Origin of the sequence: Cohnella fermenti (assembly GCF_004801405.1) — a bacterium.
Lineage (GTDB): Bacteria > Bacillota > Bacilli > Paenibacillales > Paenibacillaceae > Cohnella > Cohnella fermenti.
This window is the reverse complement of record NZ_SSOB01000001.1, coordinates 394993-416338: the sequence shown is the minus strand read 5'-3', so window position 1 is coordinate 416338 and position 21346 is coordinate 394993. Positions and strand designations below refer to the sequence as shown.

Below are 21346 nucleotides of genomic sequence, written 5' to 3'. Positions count from 1 at the left end.
AGGCATTGGAATTTCGGTGCCTGTGAGTCGCAACCCGTATGGGTTGCGTGGATTGAAATACTGGTATCGGGTCGGAGGGATACCAGGCGATTGTCGCAACCCGTATGGGTTGCGTGGATTGAAATGCTCGGCAAGATCGATCTGCAGAAGTGGGCCAAGTCGCAACCCGTATGGGTTGCGTGGATTGAAATGCGGGATCGACGGCATGTTTTCGGACACAAGACGTCGCAACCCGTATGGGTTGCGTGGATTGAAATGGTCCGGCGCTTTCTGGGCGAGCCGGAGCCGTTGTCGCAACCCGTATGGGTTGCGTGGATTGAAATCAGAACCGGGAGCCGGATATCGCCTATTACAAGGGTCGCAACCCGTATGGGTTGCGTGGATTGAAATGAACGCGGTCGGCTGAAGCGTGAAATTGGGCAGGGTCGCAACCCGTATGGGTTGCGTGGATTGAAATATCTTCCTTTCTGTTTTGGATAACTTGCTCTACTGGTCGCAACCCGTATGGGTTGCGTGGATTGAAATGCTCGAGATGTCCAAGGAGAAGCTTGGTGGCCGAGTCGCAACCCGTATGGGTTGCGTGGATTGAAATTGAATTGCGTAGAAGTTGCGCATGATGTTTCTTGTCGCAACCCGTATGGGTTGCGTGGATTGAAATGAGCACCGGCGCCGCGGCGATCTCGATCATACCGTCGCAACCCGTATGGGTTGCGTGGATTGAAATGCCGATATCGAGTTGAAACTGATCGCATCGATGCGTCGCAACCCGTATGGGTTGCGTGGATTGAAATTCGTACCACGCGAGGCAGGTGTTCAACTTGCCAATGTCGCAACCCGTATGGGTTGCGTGGATTGAAATGACTACTTGGCCCGCGCCCATTACATCGGCAACGCCGTCGCAACCCGTATGGGTTGCGTGGATTGAAATTACCTCGGAAGGGAGACGGCGTTGGACGACATGATTGTCGCAACCCGTATGGGTTGCGTGGATTGAAATCGTCAATTGCCGGTTAGGAAACGCATTTGGACCCGTCGCAACCCGTATGGGTTGCGTGGATTGAAATCTCCGTACGCCACCACTCGTAGAAGCAATTCTCGTCGCAACCCGTATGGGTTGCGTGGATTGAAATCGCTGCCGCCCGCACCCCGACATAGGTCACGCCGTGTCGCAACCCATATGGGTTGCGTGGATTGAAATTCCCTCGTCATAGACAAACGGTGTGACCGACTCGTCGCAACCCGTATGGGGTGCGTGGATTGTTTATCGCTTCCACTTTTCCCCATAACTCGTGGCAACCCATACAGGTTGAATGGATTGAAATAGATAATCTGGAGCCTTTCCTTTAACCGTCAAAAGTCGCAACCCATACGGGGTTGCGACGATTGAAATCATACCAGTTGCGTGTCATTCAGGAAGCGCTTGGCTGATTGTGATTCCGCCCCCCCGATTCCTACGACACCTGTCCGGCCATGACCTTCTTGTGCCGGGGCAGGAAGACGACAGCAAGAAGATGGACGGCGGCGATGGCGAGCATCAGCGCGAAGATGGCGTGCATGCCGTCGACCAGATCGGCAGCAGGCGCGGCATCGGAGAGCACATAGTGGTTGAAAATCGTTCCGAAAACCGCCACCCCGATCGTCTGCCCCATGGAGCGGATGAGCGAATTGGTCGACATGGCGACACCGCGAGATTCGAAGCCCACGGCCGATTGGACCATGACCGTTGCCGGGGTCGAGCAGAAGCCCATGCCGAAGCCGATGATCGCCATGATGCCGATCCAGTACCAGTACGGCGATGCCGCGCCGAGCGTGGCCAGCCAGACCGAGCCGCCGAGCACGACGATCGCGCCGAACACGACGCTGGCCTTGATGCCGAGCCGGTACATATAGCGTCCAACCAGGTTCGCCGCCAGCGGCCACGCGAGCGTCATCGGCATGACGAGCAGGCCGGACTGCGTCGCCGTGTGCCCCTGGATCGACTGAATCCAGAGCGGCGCATAGATCGTGACGCCCGACGAGATCGCGAAGCTCAGGAAGCCGCTCAGGTTGGAGACGTTCATGACGCGGTTGCGGAACAGGCTGAGCGGAATCATCGGCTCCTTCGCCTTGGCTTCGATCCAGAAGAACATGATGAGGAAAACAAAGCTGACAGCGAGCAGAGCGAACATAGCGGCGGAATTCCAGGCGATCTTCTCCCCTCCGCTCAGAATCGCGTACAGCAGCGCGGTGATTGCGACGGTGAACGTCGCCGCCCCTGCATAATCGATGCTTTTCCTCTGGCGATCGAACTTCTCGTGCAGGCACGTCGCCACGAAGAGAAGAGAGAGCACGCCAAGCGGCAGGTTGATGAAGAAGATCCAGCGCCAGGAGACTTGGTCGACGAAGTAACCCCCGACGAGCGGGCCGAACAGGCCGGCGATCGACCAGACGGAGGCGAACACGCCCATCATGCGGCCGCGCTTCTCTCCCGTGAACAGGTCGGCGACGATCGTGAAGCAGACGGGATTAAGCGCGCCGGCCCCGATGCCCTGAATAGCCCGATAGAAGATGAGCGCCGTCATCGAATGGGCGAACCCGCACAGTACCGATCCCAGAATAAACAGAACGATCCCGATTAAGAAAACGATTTTGCGACCGAACAAGTCCGTCAGCTTGCCGAAGATCGGCGTCGTGACGCACGTCGTCAGCGTATAGATCGTGAACACCCAACTGAACAGGCTCGTGCCCTTCAGGTCGGCGATGATATGCTTGGTGGCGGTGCTGACGACAGTGACGTCGAGCGCTCCGATGAACAGCGCGATCAGCAGGCCGGCGACGACCCACCTCACGTTGGTGCGTTTAGCCATGATGATAAGAGCCTCGTTTCCCAAATAAGAAGTTGGATTGCCTTCCTATTATCAAGAGGCTCGCCGGAGATGTCAATGATTTTCGCCCCGGTTACGAGGACGGAAGCGTGAAGTCCCGGATCGCGTATTGGTAGAGAGTGCCGGACTTCTCGACGGATGGCAGGGATACGACGCCGTCGCTCGCGAACCTCCAGCGGTCGAACACCCATCCCTCCCCGGAAGGAACGACTCCGTTAAGAAGGCTACCCGTGTCGCTCGTCGCCCACTGGTTCGCCGCCTTGGCTTCGGAGACGACCAACTGGTTGTTCTTGCTGTAGAAGAAGTACGCGTTGCCCGCCTCGGACATGACGACCTGACCTCTCGGCCATGTGCTTCCGTGCGCTTGCGTTGTATCCGTGATCCACGCCTGCCCCCATGTCCCCGAAGCATTCCTCCAGTAGTGAATCTGATGGACGTTGGCGGAAGAGAGCGCGGCATTCGTCGCCGTCGACCGCTGCGTGAACAGATGCGGCTGCCCGTCGGCATCGACCACCATCGTCCCCTGATTGATCAGCCAGCTATTCTGCGGCACGGAGACGACAACCAGCCCCGGATCGCCGATGGCTATCGGGTCCCCCGCCGCCAGATCGGCAACCTTCGTCCCTGCATTGTTATACCAGGTCACCCCGTAGTCGTCGCTGTAGGCGTAATGAATGTCGTGATTCCACGCATGGGATACGTAGCTCTCCCGCCAGGTCCAAGTCATGTGAAGACGGTTATCGTCATCGAAAATAAAATCGTCCACGTAGGCGTTCCGGGAGACGGTGGTCCCCAGTGCGCCGACGTACGTCCCGGACTTGGAGAACAGCTTGCCGACTGAAGTCCATGTGCCGGTGGAGCTGTCATACTTGTTCAGGTAATCCTCGCCGTCCCCGGAACCCCCATACCGGTAGGAAAAATAGAGTTTGCCGTTCTTGTCGTTGAAGTAGCGAGGATACGTGATACTATCCTCCGTCGCGGAGGTCGTCTGGTGCGTCTCGGCGCCGAATTGAGAGGTGGATATCGTTGCCGGAGGCGACGTCAGCCAAGCTGCCGACGACACTCGATAATGATGCGTTGTGTTGTGGTGGCCGTAAGAGAGGTGCAGTCGCCCGTCTCCCGGACTGATGCCGATCGTCGTGTTGTAATGGCCGTCGGTCGGATTGTCGACCGTATTCGCGAATACGATGCTCTGCACGCTATTGTCCGACAGCTTCCGCCGTGAGAGGACCAGCTTGTAGTCGCTATCCCAATAAATCGTATATTGATAGCCTTGGTACGTAATCACTTTGTCCTGATCGAACGGCGCTGTATTCAGGACGTGGACCTGGCTGTCGATGACCACGCCTCCGGCAACGGTGACGGCCGGAACTGCGCCGGCCGGGAAGCCCCCAAGCGATGCACCTGCCAGAAGCGTCGCGACGATCGCAGCCGCTCCGAGCTTCTTCCAACGTGGTCGATAGGTCATTGCGCTCTCCCCCTATGGACGGTCCCGGAGCTTCTCTCGGCTGCCGGGACCGTCCCGATTCGGATTCGTTAGCTAACCGTTACTTCGATCTCCGTTCCGAAGGTCGAACCGGCGGAATTGGCCAACTCCGCCTTGTACCTGTAGATACCCGGAGCCTTCCCCGACAAGACGGTGACTGCCGACTGCGCTTGAGGCGTCCGGCTCGACAGTGCCTGTTCGTCGATAAGCGCCCCGTTCTCGTATAATCGGTAAACCGTGGCGTTCGTTCCCCACCACATATCCATCGCGATTCGATAGTTCCCGTCCCGATCCCAATTGTCGCTTGAGAGCGTCGGCATTCCGGGCAGCGCGTCGGTGACGGTCACCGTATGAGGAGAGCAATCCGTTGCGCCGAAGATGTTGCTGAGCGTGCACGTATAGACATAGGTGCCATTCGGGCGGCCTTCGATGTTCGCCGTTACCGATTGAGCCTGCGGGGTAGCGTCATCCAACTGCCGCTGTTCAATCAACTCGCCATTCTCGTACAACCGATACAGCGTCCCGTTGTTCCCCCACCACATCTGTGCGGTTATTGCATAGTTCCCGTCCCTCAGCCCCGAAGACCATCCTGAATCGTCATAGAGGACCGGCTGGCCCGGAGCGCCCGCAGCTAGGACGACCGCTTGCCCATCGTCTTCCGAGCCTTCATCTCCCGGAGTCAAATTGTCTTCCCCTGTTCCCTCTCCTTCCTCCGAATCCGTCATTCGATAGAAGCCGATCTCGGTGAAGCTAGAGAAGTTATTCTCGGAATTGCCATGCCCCAATACGGCCACGTAGCGGGCTCTTGTTCCCGGCAGATCGTAACGCTCGTAATTCAGCGTCGTCCCGGTGCTGCTTCCCGAGAACAACCGATGCCAGAGGAAGCCGTCCTCGGAAGCCATCAGGTCGAAGCGGGTCGTCCTCGCGTCTCCCTTGAAGAACGCCAGGGCGATGCTGTCGATGTCGCGAACGTCGCCGAGATCGAACTTGATCCATGATTCCCCGGAATCGGACCAACGGGATTCCGCGCTCAGGTCAAGATCGGTCGCTCTCGACGGAGCATACGATTGGTCCATTCCGCTGACGGACACCCCGTAGATCGGAATCCGCTCATAGGAAGACATCTCTTCCGGCGTCGTGACGACCGGAACGATCGGAACCGGAGCGCGGGTGAAGCTGACCGTATAGACCGCTTCTCTTCCTCCCTCCGTCACCGCAATCTTGGCAACGCCCGGCAACTCCGCCGCTTGATAGACGGCAACCTGCGCCGAAGCGGAAACCGAGGAAGCCGTGAGCGCAGGGGGTTGCCCGGCATCGGCCGGAAGCTCGATCTCGTAGAGATAGCGGTTCGGCGCGAAGTCCGCGAGCGGCTCGCCGTCCGCCGCGATCTGCGACAGCCGCGGCGCCTCGCCTCCCGGCAGCTCCCAGTCCGCAAGCGGTACAAGGCTCGGCGCTTCGGCAGGGATCGCGTCTCCCGGCGCCAACGGCACGAACCGGACGGCGAACGTCTCCTGAACAACGCCACTCATGTGAATCGCCAGCTTGCGGTAATTGCCGTTATCCGCCTGGCCGTCGGGATCGGGCGAGACTGGCAGCGGATCGGCCGCCATGACTTCGAAGCCCGCTCCTTCGGCTCCGATAAGCTGCACCCATACTTTGCGGTCGAGGATCGTCAGCATGGCCGATCTGCCGTCGGCCGCCACCTCGATCTCTGCGGGGGTGTGCATGAACCACCATACGTCCGATGGCTGACGGAGCCTCACTTCGTCCTGAATCAGCACCTCCGTCCGCTCCTTGTCGAGCGTCATGCCCCGCTTGACGGACACCGCGTCGGGATAGACGTCCGTCAGATCGAGAACCGCCATGGACGCGCCCGCATTCCCGACGAACTTCTCGAACGTTCCGCTCCCTTGCGGACTCTGGTCCGGTCCCGAGCCGGGATTGATCGACAGCGTGTTATGCCCCTCGGCCCGCTTGCGGTAATACGTCCACCGCTTGCCCGAGAAGTATTCGGGCAGGTTGTAATCGTCTCTTCCGAGATCGACTGCCCACCGCATGCCCAGAGCGTCGAGAACGAAGCTTCCGTTGTCCAGATCGGCATGATTGACGCCGTTGTCTCCTCCCTTGAAGCCGACGAACAACGCGTTCTCGTCATTCCACGAGCTTCGCAGCGTCGCCGCCCCGACGTGCTCGAAGAGGCGGTCGAGCGATTCAGGCTCCTGCGGGCTCTGGTACAGCTCCGGCCGGTACCAGAGCATCTCCAGAACGGAACCGCTGCCGGCCGTGCTGACCGAGCGGTAATACCCCGCATCCTCCGGCTTCGAGAAGCGGTCGGCGAACCAGAGCGCAACCGGCGAATGAATGACGTCCGGCGAAGAATCCGCGAAGTTGAACGTTCCCTTGGTCCCGTTCATGTATTGAGGGAAGTCAACCGCGTCTGCGAAGCCCGGGAATTCCGACAGGCCGAAGTCCGTTCCGACGGCCGTCTGCAGTCCGGAGAGCAGATAGACGGCATATTGTGTGCCGTATTCCCAGTAGATCGTGCCTTCCGGCCAACCGCCGTCAGGGCCGTATTCGTTCAGCATCGCCGGGAGCGACTTGATCGCTTCCTCGAGAATCCTTCCCGACAGGGCGGTCAACGCCGGCGTCTCGTCCGCAATGGCAAGCGCGCCGAGAGCAATGCCGCCGTTGGACACCGAGTTCCAATTGGTCGTCGCGATCGACCAGTTGACGGGATTGTCATATTCCTTAAGCGCCTCTCGAAGCCCGTACTCCTCGATCGCATCGCGAATCGTCTCTCGCTGCTCGGCCGTCCAAGCCTCGTAGAACCAATCGAAGCCGATCGCGAACGCGTGGGTCATCTCTGCCGCATCCAGGAAGTGGCGCGATGCGTTCCAATCCGGGAATCCGGCGGCGGCCTCCAGCTCGGCCCAGGCCCGAGTAACATACTTGGCCTCGCCGGTCACTTGGTACATGAGGCCGAGCACCTGCATGCGGCGAAGCACCTCGCGAGAAGTGTCCAGCAGCCGCAGACCGTCCGGCTTCACATATTGCGACGTCGGGCTGGCGATAATGACGCCCGCTTGGGCCTTCACGTTGCCGAACCATCGGCTCATGTTCTCGTCGGTTCCGATCAAGGAGCGGATGGATGCGAAGTCGTCCGCCGTCGCCATCAGCCTCGGATGCTGGGCCGGGACGTCCAGCCCTGCCAGCACGTCGCTGCCGGCAGGGCCGACATAGACCGCTATCGAAGCATCGGCGAACAACTCCCCGTCGCTCGCCCGGTAGACGAAGCTGTCCAGGCCGACGAAGCTCCCTTGCGGCGTATACGTCCAGGTTCCGTCCGGCTGCATCCCGACCGTCCCGTGCAGAGGCCCGTCGACGACAGAGTAGGTCAGGGCGTCCCCGTCGGGGTCGGCGGCGGACGCCGCGCCCGATACGGCTTCGGTCCGGACAGTCGATGCCTGCCCCGCAGATGCGGACGGAGCGTCCTCCTCGGGAAGCACGGTCAGCAGCACCGTCGCCTTGCCGATTCCTCCGCTGCCGTTCGTATAGGCGACTTCCAGGACATCGTCGCCGTTATAATTGCGGTCGGGAAGGTAGCTGGCCGCCCCGCTGTCGTCGATCGAGATCGAACCATGCAGCGGGTAGGACAACGCTTCATAGGCGAGCGTCCGTCCCTCGCTATCCGCGACGTCGAACACAATCGCACGGTCCTCGTCTTCCCCGAGCGCAATCTCGTACGTCCTCGGCTCCAGCACCTCCGGCTCCGGGCCTACGGCGACAACCGTTCTGGCCGCGAAGCTTCCCTCGTCCGATACGGCAGTCACGACCGCCTTGCCTGCGGCGACCGCTGTAACGATCCCATCGGCTACCGTTGCAATTCCCGAATTCGAGCTGCTCCACCGTACGGCGGAATTGCTCGCAAGGGCGGGAAGAGCCGTCGTCTGAAGCGCTGCCGTCTCTCCCGGCGACAGAGCAACGATGTCCGGGCTGACTTGCAAGCCTTCCACCGGTATCCAGCGCCGAAGCTGAAGATCGTCGAACCAGGCCGTTCCCGCGCCCGTATCGTAATAGGCGCTCACCTCCAGCTTCACCGCATTCGCCGGCGCCGTCACATCATGCTCCACGTAAGTCCAATCGCGCGTGCCGGTGACGCTGGCCGTCAGGAAGCTGGAGGAGACTCCCCCGGCATCGGTGAACATCGTGCGCAGGAAGGCCCGATTCGTCACACCGCTCGTCTTGATCCAGCCGCCGATGCGATACACCTCTCCGCCGGAGACGGTCGTCGTCATCTGCGACACCGTCGCCTTCCCTTGCGGGGAAGCCGATATTCGCAACGAGCGGCTGCCGGTATGGGCAATAGTCTCGTCGACCGTAACCGTGGGAACGCTCTGATCGAAGAAGGTTACGTTCGTCCATCCGTCCGCGCTGCGGTCCGTCCACTTGTCCGCCGACCCCGACGTCACAGCTTCGAAGCCGCCGTTGACCAGATGCGCCGTCGGAGCGTTCACCGTCACGACAATCGAAGCTGTGAATGCTCCCTCCTCGCTTGTCGCCGTAAGGGTGGCCTCGCCCGCCTTCACACCTGAGACGATGCCGTTCGCCGACACCGTTGCCGTTGCCGGGTCGGAGCTGCTCCAGCTCACGGTCGGATTCATCGCATCGCTCGGCGTCACGGCCGCATGCAGCGATATCGTCTCACCGACCTCCAGCGCAGCTTCCTGCTCGTCGATGGCGAGGCCGGTGACGGGAACGTACGGACTGCCGACCGCGACATAATAACGAGCGGACAGCTCGGGGTTGTCGTCGGAGGAAGCCGTTATGACGGCCCTCCCGTTCCCGTTCGCCGTCAGCAGGCCGTTCGCTACCCCGACTACCGACGGATTGGAGCTGGTCCAGCTCACGAGCGGATTGCTCGCATCGGACGGGCTGACCGCAGCCGTGAGCTGAAGCGTCTGCCCGATGTCCATCGAGCCGCCCGGCCCCCCGCTCAGCGTCAGCCCGGTGACCGGCTTGACGTGGGCCAGCTTGACGTCATCGACCCACAGCTTGCCCGACGCGTTCCACAGGAACGCATCGATGATGACTCTTGTCGCTCCGGCCGGCGCCTGCAGCCTTGCCTTGACGAGCGACCAATCGGACGTGCCCGTCCTCGCCCCGAGGAACTGTCTCAGCAGAGGGGTCGACCCGCTGCCGAAGAAGTCGACCCTCACCGCCGTTCCGAGATCGCTCGAGACGATTCCCTCGGTCTTGACCCAGTAGCTCAAATCGTAATACTGCGCCTCCTGAACCCCTGTGAACGTCTGCCCGACCGATCGTCTGGCGGTCTCCTCCGCCTCGATGCGAACGGACTGCTGCCCCGTCCGGAAGACGTCTGTGTCGAGCGCCGCAGAAGAGACGCCAGTGAACGTCGATGTCGACCAACCGGCAGGCAGGCCGGAAGTCGTCCCCTCGAAGCCGCCGTTCAGCAGCAGATTGTCCGCTATCGCCATGCTGGCATCGTCGAACCAGACCGTGCCGGATGCCCCCCACAGGAAGCTCTCCACGATGATGCGCGTCGTCCCGGCCGGAGCGTAAACGATCGTCTGCAGCTCCGTCCAGTCGGACGTGCCCTTCACGCTGCCGAAGATGACGCTCGCTCCCGTGCTGACTCCGCTTCCGTTCTGGAACTGAATCCGCATGGAGCCCCCGTAATCGGCGGTCGTTCCGGTCGTTACGCTCTCTGTTCTAACCCATTGGGAGATGCGATAATACCGCTTCTCCTGCACGTTCACCCGCTGATAAGCCGAACCGCGGGACACCGATCCCGCCGTCAGCTTCAGCGCGCGGCCGCCGCTTCGGAAGATCGCCGCATCTGCGCTCATCGTTACGGTGCCGCTGTTGATCGACAACGTCCAGCTTGCCGGAACGCTGCCCGACAACGTCTCGTAACCGCCGTTGACCAGCATCGACGCCCCCTCTTCGGCATCAGCCCTCGCCGGCGTCAGCCATCCCAGGCACCATCCGGTTACCCAGATCAGCAGCAGCCCCATTGCAACCGTTCTTCTGTCCATGGCCATGATCCGACTCATTGTTGTCCGCTCCGTTTCCCCGTTAAAGTTGTTCCACCTGTGCCAAGAATGCCTCTCCTTCCCCTCTCCTTCCCCTTCCCTGCTGCTTTCCCCTGCCGTTCTTCTCCGTTCCTTTCCTCGCCATTCCCACTCCCCTCCTTCTCTCCGGCCGCCCCCCTTTCGCTGCCGATTCGCTTCTCATTGTAGCGCTTACATTCCTGAGGAGAAGGCAATATCCGATGATTCGAAGGGAGGAATCCTGCTCTCTTCCTTCCTCTTGCCGCTGCCGTCACTGTTTGGCCAACAAGAGGAACCGTCAGGGAGTGGCTATTCCCTCCTAATGGCGGTCTGTAACGCATTGAGACAAGTATCGCCAACCCAAAAATCCGCCCGAATAAATTCCACATTATGGTTATAACAAGAGGACTGTCCCCCTTTTGAACGCTTATGCCTCTTCTCCCCGCGGCTCAGGAACCTCCCCTTACGATTATCGTCTTCGGTCTCAGATCGGCCTGTTCCTCTGCATGCACCTCAGTGGCCGTACCCACCATCGCCGTCAACCGGCCGCCGCCGGGTGATCGCCGTATGTGCCCTATCCTGAACGAAGGGGAGAAGAGACCTAATGCCTCCGGAGGGGATATGGCACGGTTCGGATGACCGCATACGCAATATTTTCATGGCAGGGGTGACAACTGTTCTTGGCAGGGGATGACAGCTGTTCTTGCATGACGGGTCCCCCCGCTTCCACAAAAAACATGCCCGAAGGCATGCGAGAGTGGGGGAGCCGCGGATGGATGAGTGGTTGGATGAGTGGTTGGATGAGTGGCGGATGAGTGGCGGATAAGTAGCGGATGCGCGGTTGGATGAGTAAGTGAGGCCGTATACCCGTGAGCGGGTTTGTCCACTTTGTCCCCCGTCAGAACCTCAGTTGAGCCATAGGCAGCTTCAATTCGACTTCGGTCCACGAGAACGGGCGGCTGCGGAACGTCATCGTCGCCGTCTCGCCGAAGTAGAGCAGCAGCCTTCTTCGGATATTGCCGAGTGCGTAGCCTCCCTCCGGCTCGGCAGTCTCGAAGCCCTTGCCGTTGTCCGCAATCCGAATGATCAGCCAGTCCGGGCTCCCGACAACGGAGATCGAGATCAGCCCGAGATCCTCCAGTTCCTCGAAGCCGTGCAGAATGCTGTTCTCAACCAACGGCTGCAGCAGCAGCTTCGGAACGGGCAGATCAAGCAACTCCTCATCGTTCACCGAGATCTCGAAGACGAACAGATCCTCATAGCACTGCTGCTGGAGCCGCATATACTCGGTCACGTGGTCCAGTTCCTTGCCTAAGGGCGTCATCTCCTGTCCGTTGTTCAAGCCGAGGCGGAACAATTGCGACAGCGAGACGATCATCTCCTGCACATCGCCATGGCGGGCCGTCTCCGACTTCCACAGGATCGTGTTCAGCGTGTTGTACAGGAAGTGCGGGTTGATCTGCGCCTGAAGCGCCTTGATCTCCAGCAGCCGCTTCTCCCTCTCCGCTTGCGTCACGTGACCGATCAGCTCCCCGATTTTCTCCAGCATCTGATTGAACCGCAACCCTACCAGAGCGAATTCATCCCGGTACGGACTGCTGTAGCGCACATTCAGATTGTTGTCCTCGACCCTTCGCATGAGAAGCTGCAGTTGATGAAGCGGCCGAAGCAGCAGCACCGCCATTCGCCCGGCCAGGAACAACGCCAAGGGAGCCAAGCCGAAGAACACCGCAAGACCGCCCCATTGGATCGAACGAATATCCCGGAAGACAAGCTGACGATCCTGCAGGAACACAAGCACCCAGTTGGTTGGAAAATCAATGCGAGAATAATTCACGAGTTCATCCCGATCGCCCTTCCGATAGCGGAATGACCCGCCTTCCCCGCTCAGCTCGGCTGCGAATCCGGGATCGGCCGCCGCTTCCTCGGCTTCTCCGGAAGGCGCGATAACCTGTTGTCCGCTCTCGCTGAACAACAGGAATTGACCGCTCTCCTTCTCGAGATTGTCCGTAATGAACTGACGGAGCGCTTCCTCGGAGACGTTCACGATGACGCGAATATCCCCGTTCGCTCCGCGCGAGGCCGGCTCGAGCAGCAGGCTCAGCACCCTGGTCTTCGAATCGAACAACTCGTCTTCGTGCGCTTCCACCCATAACGGTAGCCGGTTGTTCGTCAAGCGAAGGCTTAATAACGTGTTCTCGAACGGCACGTTCTCGTCCCGATTATCCTTGTTCATGTAGAACTCGCCGATCGGCGTTACGACCAGAACGGATAAGATGGCGGGCTCGACAAGCTTCAGTTGATACAGCGGCGTCTGCAGTTCCTCGTTCAGACGGAACGTATCGTAGAACGTCAGCGTTCCCGGCTTGGCCGCGGCGTTGACGATATCCGCCATCGGATCGCTGATCATGAACGACAGCGCGGATATGCGAATGTTCTTCATCTTCTGTTCCAGCGCCTGGGCAGACTTGTTGATCATATTCTGGCTTAGCTCCGTCGCCTTGCTCCCGATAACCCGGGAAGCGATCAGATAGGAGGAGATTCCGGTCAGCGCGATCGAGACGACCGTGAATGCGACGAGGGCGATCCATATTCTCGTTCTGAAGGAACTCGAGTACATCCAGGCTCTCATGAATACGCTGCCCCTCCTCAATTCGGATTCCATTAAGCCTGAGGCTCCTTGTCGGCGTAACGCATGCGGAATTCCGTCGGCGTCATGCCGGAGTGCTTCTTGAACACGTCGCTGAAGTAAGAGCGCTCCTCGTAGCCGAGCAAGGACGCCGTCTCGGTTACCGTTCGGCCTTCGGCCAGCAGCTGCTTGGCCTTCTCGATTCTCTCCTGCGTCACGAACTGCATGACCGACATTCCCGTCAGCTTCTTGAACAGATTCGCGAAGTAGCTCGCGCTGAGGTGTGCGCGCTTCGCATAATCCTGTACCGATTGATTAACCGACAACGTCTCCCGAATATGCCGCATCGTCTCCGCGATCGTCGTCTGGGCGCTTGCCTGATGTCGGCTGTTCACGAAGCCGCATGCTCGCTCGGTGAGCGCGTACAGCCCTTCGCGCATCGCCCCGATCGATGTCTGCGGCTCTGTCAGAGGAGCGCCCTCCCGCTTCCTCCACTCCGCCGCCGCTTGTTCATCCGCCGTCTCGGCCGCCGTATCGACGATCCCTTCGGCAAGCCCCCGCAATACGCGAACGGTCTGCTCCGGCGACGGCTTGCCGCGTGAGTAGCTCCAGGCGGTGAACAGGGAATCCAGCACCAGACGGGCTTTGTCGATGTTGCCCGAACGTACGCAGTAGTTCAGCTCCTTCTCGTCCTCGGAAGAACAGCGGACAACGGTCTCGCCCGACGGTCCGAGATCGCCGTAGGCGAATACACTTCCTCCCTCTGTATAGAACGTATACGAGAGCGCCTCCATCGCCTGGCGATACGCGCCGGGCAGCTCGGCGGGCGACACCGCGGTCATGGACACTCCGCTGGAGACGGTGCACTTCGCATAACGCTCCACATGGCGGCAGCAGCGTTCCGCGAGAGCCGTCATGTCCAGCTCCGGGACAGCGTTCGCAAGAGCGACGAAGCGGCCAAGCCCATCGCGGAAGACAAGGCCCTTGGTCGCGTTCTGCACGGTCTCTTCGAGCACGTTCTGGACCGCGAAGCGCAGCAGCTCGATCTCTCCGATCGGAAGACTGCGGGTCCAGTCCTCGAATCGATCGATCTCGAACACAAGCACGTCCAGCCTCTCCCGGTCGAGCCGGATGTCCAGGAAGTCCCAGCGCTTGTCGATCGCCGCAGGACTCGAGGCGAATCGGATGAGCACGCCCAAGTATTCCTGCCGAAGCAGCGGCATGCTCTCGAGCAGCTTGCGCTCCATGTCGCTTCTGCGCCGAAGCTGATCCCTCTCCTCCGCAATTGCGTCCCGCGCCTTCAGGACCACCTCGCGCAGTTGCGACGGCGTGAACGGCTTCAATACATAATCGAATGCGCCCATCTTAATGGCGCTTCGCGTGTATTCGAAGTCCGAATACCCGCTTATAAATATAACCTTGCCATGCAAGTCGAGCGCTTGCAGCGCCCGGATCATCTCGATGCCGTTCAAGCGCGGCATGCGGATGTCGGTCACGATCAGGTCCGGCTTCTTGTCCCGGATGAGCTCCAGCCCCGCTTCGCCGTTGCTCGCCGCCCCCACGATCTCAATGCCTTCCCGGCTCCAATCCATCTCCGCAGCAATCCCGTTGACGACCGTCCGGATATCGTCGATCACGACCATCGTGTATTTGTCCATGCAGCTCGCCTCCCCACGGCAAGAGGACCCTGCGCTCCGGGAGCGCACGGTCCAACCGGCGGTACTTCGTTGCTTCGTTGTTGCTTCGTTGCTTCGTTGCTTCGTTGTTTCTCGTTGTTGCTCGTTGCTTCGTTACAGTTGAAGATATCGGTCGTACGCCGCCTGATAGATCGCCGTCACTTCCTCGATTCCCAGCGACTTCAGCTGCGCGAGGTAGGCATCGAAGCCGGATGCCGGATCGGCCCCGCCCATGTACCACTTCTGCGACGTCTCGGTGACGTACGTGTCGATAGCCGGCTTGATCTCCTTGAGCCGATTCTCCTCCTCGGCCGTGAAGCTGATCGCCGGAAGCAGCATATCGGCCGCGATATAGTTATTATCGGTATACAGCTTCGCTCCCGCGAGAGCGATCTTGTTCGTCCACTGCTGCTCGTACGCGTAATCCTGCCAGCCGCCGATGTAGATCTGCGCGCCGGTCTGCGCGATCAGATAGTCGACGACCGCCGGTTCCTTCAGCACCGTCTCCGTGAACTGCGGCTTGCCGTCCACCATCGTGTACGTCTCGCCCTCGATGCCGAAGTTCAGCAATCTTCTGCCTTCTTCCGTCCACCAGTAATCGAAGTACTTCATCGCGACGACCGGGTCCTTCGTCTTGGCCGAGATGCTCCAGCCTCTGCCCGTCGTCAGCGGCGAACGGGCAGTCGTCTCGATCGCTTGTCCCGACACGCTCGCCGGAGGCGCGATCGGCTGCAGATCGAAGCCCGCTACCCAATCCGCTGCGGTCGTATTGAAGTTGGAGGTGCTCGCGAACCAGTCGTGCAGCGAGCCGCCCGTGTTGTTCGCGAACAGCTCGTCGCGGGCCTTGTTGCCCCGCGTGAAGATCTCCATGTCGATCAGGCCTTCCTTGTACCAGGAGGCAATCGCCGTCATGGCTGTCTTGTAGGCTTCCTCGGCCGGACCGAAGGACACCTTGCCATCCTTGATTCGGAAGTCGACGCCGTTGGCGCCGCGGAACGCATCCCACAGCGGCAGCAGCATGTACGGGCCCGTGACGTTGTTGCGGGCGAAGAACGGAATCTCGTCGGCCTTGCCATTCCCGTTCGGGTCCTGCTCCTTGAACGCCTTCAATGTCGTGTAGTACTCATCAACCGTGGTCGGAACCGGAAGATTCAGCTTGTCCAGCCAGTCCTTGCGGATGAACCAGCCTTCCTGCGCCTTGCCGTCCGAGACGAACGGAATGACATAGATCTTGCCGTCGGCAGCCGTAATGCTCTTGCGGATATCGGGATGATCCGTCAGGAATTGCTTGATGTTCGGGGCGTACTGATCGATGAGATCATCAAGCGGAGTGAGCGCTCCCTGCGAGGCGATGGCGTTCAGCTCTGCTGTGGAGTAGGCCAGAATATCGGCGATCTCCCCCGAGGCGAGCATCAGATTCCAGGCTTGGGCCGTCTCGCCTCCGGCGGGTGCGACATTATTGAGCGTAACGTTGGTCGCCTCGGCCGCCTTCTTCAGAATCGGCGAGTCTCCGGTAATGTCGAACTTCGTATCATGGTAGAAAAAGTTGAGAGTAACCGGGTCCGCGCTGGCGAGAGAGCTCGCCTGCGGCTGCCCCGACGCCTCGTTCGTGCTGGAAGGTGATGCGGAGGCCGTTGCCGGCGTCTTCGATTCCGACGCCTCGCCGGTGTTCTCGTTGCCATTCCGGCTGCATGCCGAGAGCAGGCTCGTTGAGAGCGCTGCCAAGGCAACGATCGCTAATGCTTTATTGCGGAATTTCATTCCATTTTCCTCCCCTATATATATATGAGCGGATTGCGTTGCAGCTGTCAACGCTCTCCGGCATCATCCGTTCTAAGAGCATCGGTCCGGGCCTCTCAGCCCTTGACCGAGCCGATGGTCACTCCCTTGACGAAGTAACGCTGAATAAACGGGTACACGGCAACGATCGGTACGATGGCCACGACAATCGTCGCGTAGATGATCGTCTCTCCGATCGCCCCGGACGAATCCGTCATCATCGTATCGCTGGGCTTCATCTGAACGACCAGTCGGTTCAGCAGCACCTGAAGGGGAATCTTGTCCCTGCTCCTCAGCAGGAGCATCGCCCAGAAGTAGCCATTCCAGCGGCTGACCGCGTAGAAGAGAGAGATCGTCGCGAGCGCGGCCTTGGACAACGGCAGCACGATGCGCCACAGGATGGCCGCCTGGCCCGCGCCGTCGATGCGCGCCGCTTCCTCGATCTCTTCCGGGATCGATTGGAAGAAGGTTCTCAGAATGATGACGTTAAACGTGGATACGGCGAACCCGAACACGATGGCCGCACGCGAATCGAGCAGGTGAAGATCGCGGAAGTTGAGATAGACCGGAATCATCCCCGCGTTGAAGAACAGAGTGACAGCGATGATGGCGTTGAATAGTTTCCTACCCGCCAACTGCTTCTTCGACAAGCTATAAGCGCCGCAGACCGAGATCGCCATGCTGACCAGCGTACCCGCGACCGTATAGAAGATCGTGTTGGCATAACCGACCCAGATGCCATGCTCGCGGAAGACGGCCTCATAGGCTTGCAGGGTCAATTGCTTCGGCCAGAGGACGACCGCCCCCGTCACAACCGCCTCGGGCGAGCTGACGGACGCCGATAGAACATAGAGGAACGGATACAGCGCGCCAATCGCAACCAGTGCCAACAGCACATAATTCAAAGCGTAGAACCACTTCTCTGCACGACTCTCCAGCATGCTTCGCCCTCCTACCAGAGCCCGTTGTCGGTGTATTTCTTGCTTAAGCGGTTAGAGACGACGAGCAGCAGCAGGCAGACAATCGAATTGAACAGCCCGACGGCGGTTGCCATGTCGTAGCGGCCGTTCAGGATGCCTTCCCGGTACACATAGCTGCTGATCACATCCGCCGTTCGGTAGGTGACCGGCTGATAGAGCAGAATAATCGCCTCGTAGCCGACCTCCAGCAGCTCTCCGATCTTCAGCAGCAGCATGATCATGATCGTCGGCAGAATGCCGGGAATCGTCACATGGACGACGCGCTTCCACTTGCTCGCTCCGTCAATCACCGCAGCCTCGTACAGCTCGGGATTGATGCCGGTCAGCGCCGCGATGTAGACGATAGCGAGGAACCCCGCTTCCTTCCAGGTGTTCATCGAGATGAAGATCGTCCGGAAGTAGTCGGCATCGGCGAGAAAATAAATTTTCCCCATACCCAGCTTCTCCAGCAGTAAATTCGCGATCCCGTTCGTCGGAGCCAGGAAGTTGGTCACGATGCCGCACACGACCACGATCGAGATGAAGTGCGGCAGATAGGCGATCGTCTGGACCGCGCGGCGGAAGACGACGTTCTTCGCCTCATGCAGCAGCAGCGCGAGAACGATCGGCACCGGGAAGGAGAAGATCAGGCTGTAGATGCTGATCAGCAGCGTGTTCTTCAGCACGCGGAGGAAGTATTCGCTGCCCAGGAACGCGCGGAAGTGGGACAGGCCAGCCCATGGGCTGTTCTCGATGCCCAAGAACACGCTGTAATCCTTGAACGCGATCTGCAGGCCGTACATCGGCTTGAAGACGAACAGAGCGTACCAGGCAAGCAGAGGGGCAAGCAGCAGGTACAGCGGGTAATGTTGCCTGAGTCGGCTCTTCATGCGCCGCACACCTCCTTTCTTGAAGTTGCCTCTAGGGTACCATCGGGCGAGGTCTCCGCATAAGGCAACATCCTTCTCTCCAGGGGAGGAATACAACTGTAAATCTCCTGAGATCAAATAAAGCGTTCCGGCTCCCCGCCCAAGCGGGAATTCCAGAACGCTTCTATCCGATTCCAGGCCGCCCCGAACAGGCGCCCGATTGTTCAATTCCCTTTCGTTCACCCCAGCGAATACGCGAACGCATACTCCCCGGCCGCAGCGGTCAGCTTCACGCCGTCCGGCGTCTCCTCCGCGAACGAGAGGCCTTCCGCCTCCGCAAGAGGACGTCCGCTCTCCATCACAGCTGCTGTCGAGGCCGCGCCGGGAAGCACGATCTCCGCAGATGTGTTCGCCGGAACAGTAGCCCTGACCTCCATCCGACCTTCTTCCGTTCGGCTCCAGCGAGAGACAATCGTGCCGTACATCGTCTCCAGACGTCCCTCCGCCCACTCTAATCCCGCTCCTGGACGCGGACGAAGGATGATCTTCTTGTAGCCGGGCTCCGCCTCGCTTGTGTCGATGCCCGCGACGCTGCGATACAGCCAGTCGCCGATCGCCCCGTAAGCGTAATGGTTAAACGAGTTCATCGCGTCGCTCCAGAACGTGCCATCCTCGCGGATGCCGTCCCAATGCTCCCAGATCGTCGTCGCGCCCTTCGTCACCTGGTACAGCCACGAAGGGAAGTCCTTCTGGAGCAGCAGCCGGTAGGCCGCCTCGTTCTCGCCGTTGTCGCTGAGCACATGGTTCAGGTACGGGGGGCCGACGACCTGGGCCGTCTGCGTCGGCACCGCCAGGCGGGCCGCCGGCGTCACGTACTCCTCGTTGAACGCTCGGCGTATGCCTTCGTACAGCGCGGCGTATTCCCGCTCGTCGTCCGTCTTGCCGAGGAGGGTGGCCGCCTTGCGGACGATATCGGTCGAGATTGCGTAATAGGCCGTCGACACATAATGCATGTCCGTCGCCCCGAGATAAGCGCCGGGCTTGGCGTCGAGCGCAAGCCAGTCCGCGAAGTGGAAGCCGGTGTCCCACAGGAATTCGCTGCTGCCCTGGCGGCGGACGAACTCGACCCAGGCCTTCATGCTCTCGTATTGCGCCTCCAGAATGCGCTTGTCCCCGAAGGCCACATACATCGTCCAAGGCACAATCGTCGCCGCATCGCCCCAGGCCGCCGAATTGAACGGCGGCGGGAAGCCGCCCTTGCTCGGCTTCTTCTCCAGCATGTGGGGCACGACGAACGGAACGCCCCCGTCCGCAGCCTGGTCCCCCTTCAGGTCGCCAAGCCACTTCGCGAAGAATGGCGCGTAATTGACAAGATAAGAGAGGTCCTGGCGAACACCTGCGCGCCGCCTGTCCACCCCAACCGTTCGTCCCGCTGCGGACAATCGGTTGGAACGTCGAGGAAGTTGCCCCTGAGACCCCACAGAATATTGTGCTGCAATTGATTGACCAGAGGATCGGAGCATTCGAAGCTCCCCGTCCGATCCATGTCGGAATGCAGCACCACGCCCGCGAAGTCCTCCAGCCGGATCGGCTCCGCGAAGCCAGTCAGCTTCACATAACGGAAGCCCTGGAACGTGAAGCGCGGCTCGAACGTCTCGGGCTCTCCGCCCTTCTTCGTGTAGCGGATCGTCTGCTTCGCCGCACGGATGTTGCCGACGTAGAAGTTGCCGTCCTTATCCAGCACCTCCGCATGGCGAAGCTCGACCTCCCGCCCCTCCTCGCCGCGAACCGTGAAGCGAACCCGGCCGACCATGTTCTGCCCCATGTCGATAACCGTATCGCCTTCCGGTGTGCGCAGAAGCTCGCTCGGGCGAAGCTCCTCCGCCTTCCGGACCGGCACGTTCTCCTGCGGAACCAGGATGCCCTTCGCATGCCCGATGACCTCGGCTTCCCGCCAACCGGCGTCGGAGTACCCCGCCGAGCTCCAGCCGTCCCGCTCCAGGCGGGCATCGTAGGTCTCTCCATGATAAATCTCCGACATCAGAATCGATCCTGTCGCCGCCTTCCAGCTGCCGTCGGTGCGAACGACGACTTCCCGGCCGTCCTCCAGCGTCACTTGCAATTGCAGCAATAGAGTCCCTGAGCTGCATCGGCTCCAGCTCCCTTGTCGCCAGCAGCGCTCCGCCGTCCTCGCCGAAGTCCGTTGAACCGGCTCCAGCGCGGATCGGTGGCGATGTCGACCTGCGGGGACAGCGCCGTCGCGATGCCGAGCGCGCGGTATTCCTTGGCCGCGACCTCGCCGAAGCGCTCCGCCACCGCCGGATCGAACGTGGCCGCGAGGCCCAGCGCTTCCGGCCACATCGAGATCGCACCGCCGGAGCCCGCGTTGTACTCGGCGCTCGAATCCGTTCCGTGCCGCGGATCGGTGCTGATGTTGACCGGAATGCCGAGCGAAGCCGCTTCGGCGGCCGCCTGCAGGCGATTGTTCCACGTCGCCGCCGCAGCCGGGCTCTCGACCGCCGTCACGAGCACGTGCCGGACATGATCCGCTTCGAGGAACGCCTTCTGCTGGTCCGTCAGATCGGCCGCCTCTGTGCCGCTCTCCTCGTAGGACTTCCCTCCGTACGTCGCCGGGAAGAAGCCGAACGTTGCGGGCACCGCCTGATGCGGACTGTACAGCATCAGCCCTGCGATCTGCTCCACGCTCATCCGCGACGCCAGATCCTTCGCCCGCTCCTTCGAGGGCAGGCGCCAATCCTCGTACGGATGGGGCTCGCCGTCCTTGCTCAAGTCCTTGAAGCGAAGGCCGTCCACGTCCAGAATCGCAACGCCGGGATTCCTCTGAATAGGCCAGCGTCGGGCCGTTCTCGTTAAGGGCGTAGCGAATCTTCGAAGCAGCTTGCGTTGTTGCGTGAGTATTGTCGCTCATTCGGTCACCGGCTCCTTTTTCTCCAAGTGATTCCTTGGCTCGCCTCGGGATTAAACCTCTGCAGCGCTTGCAAGGCTGGCCAAT

9 protein-coding genes, 2 pseudogenes and 1 CRISPR repeat array (1 of these 12 cut by a window edge) are annotated in these 21346 nt (G+C 60.5%); all 11 genes and pseudogenes read right to left on the bottom strand.

What is annotated here, in order from left to right; genetic code table 11:
* Positions 1-1322: a CRISPR direct-repeat array (repeat unit 33 nt; unit sequence GTCGCAACCCGTATGGGTTGCGTGGATTGAAAT); it reaches 374 nt to the left of the window's first position.
* A 129-nt stretch (positions 1323-1451) separates the two neighbouring features.
* Positions 1452-2846 (bottom strand): MDR family MFS transporter, encoded by a 1395-nt coding sequence (locus E6C55_RS01540; protein WP_136367995.1) that lies wholly within the window; start codon positions 2844-2846, stop codon positions 1452-1454.
* A 91-nt stretch (positions 2847-2937) separates the two neighbouring features.
* Entirely contained in the window at positions 2938-4332 is a 1395-nt protein-coding gene (locus E6C55_RS01535; RefSeq protein WP_136367994.1) for a BNR repeat-containing protein, read from the bottom strand.
* Positions 4333-4400: 68 nt separating this feature from the next.
* Positions 4401-10424 carry an Ig-like domain-containing protein gene (locus E6C55_RS01530; RefSeq protein ID WP_136367993.1) on the bottom strand — a complete coding sequence of 2008 codons (6024 nt, stop codon included), beginning with the start codon at positions 10422-10424 and terminating at the stop codon, positions 4401-4403.
* An 895-nt stretch (positions 10425-11319) separates the two neighbouring features.
* Positions 11320-13053 carry a sensor histidine kinase gene (locus E6C55_RS01525; protein ID WP_168735395.1) on the bottom strand — a complete coding sequence of 578 codons (1734 nt, stop codon included), beginning with the start codon at positions 13051-13053 and terminating at the stop codon, positions 11320-11322.
* 32 nt (positions 13054-13085) lie between these two features.
* Positions 13086-14708: a response regulator gene (locus tag E6C55_RS01520; protein WP_136367991.1), complete on the bottom strand. Its 1623-nt coding sequence runs from the start codon at positions 14706-14708 to the stop codon at positions 13086-13088.
* Between the two features lie 132 nt (positions 14709-14840).
* The gene (locus E6C55_RS01515; protein ID WP_136367990.1) at positions 14841-16487 is read right to left on the bottom strand and encodes a DUF3502 domain-containing protein; all 1647 of its coding nucleotides are present in this window, start codon (positions 16485-16487) and stop codon (positions 14841-14843) included.
* 95 nt (positions 16488-16582) lie between these two features.
* Positions 16583-17446: a carbohydrate ABC transporter permease gene (locus E6C55_RS01510; RefSeq protein ID WP_136367989.1), complete on the bottom strand. Its 864-nt coding sequence runs from the start codon at positions 17444-17446 to the stop codon at positions 16583-16585.
* A gap of 11 nt (positions 17447-17457) precedes the next feature.
* Complete coding sequence (locus E6C55_RS01505) at positions 17458-18354, bottom strand: ABC transporter permease (RefSeq protein ID WP_136367988.1); 897 nt, start codon at positions 18352-18354, stop codon at positions 17458-17460.
* A gap of 218 nt (positions 18355-18572) precedes the next feature.
* Positions 18573-18980, bottom strand: coding sequence for an alpha-L-rhamnosidase C-terminal domain-containing protein (locus tag E6C55_RS34455; RefSeq protein ID WP_230986471.1), 408 nt, complete (start codon positions 18978-18980; stop codon positions 18573-18575).
* Positions 18981-20449 (bottom strand): annotated as a pseudogene (locus E6C55_RS01500) (family 78 glycoside hydrolase catalytic domain); the annotation flags it as partial.
* Between the two features lie 83 nt (positions 20450-20532).
* Positions 20533-21262: pseudogene (locus tag E6C55_RS01495) on the bottom strand (glycoside hydrolase family 3 N-terminal domain-containing protein); the annotation flags it as partial.
* Positions 21263-21346 lie beyond the last annotated feature (84 nt).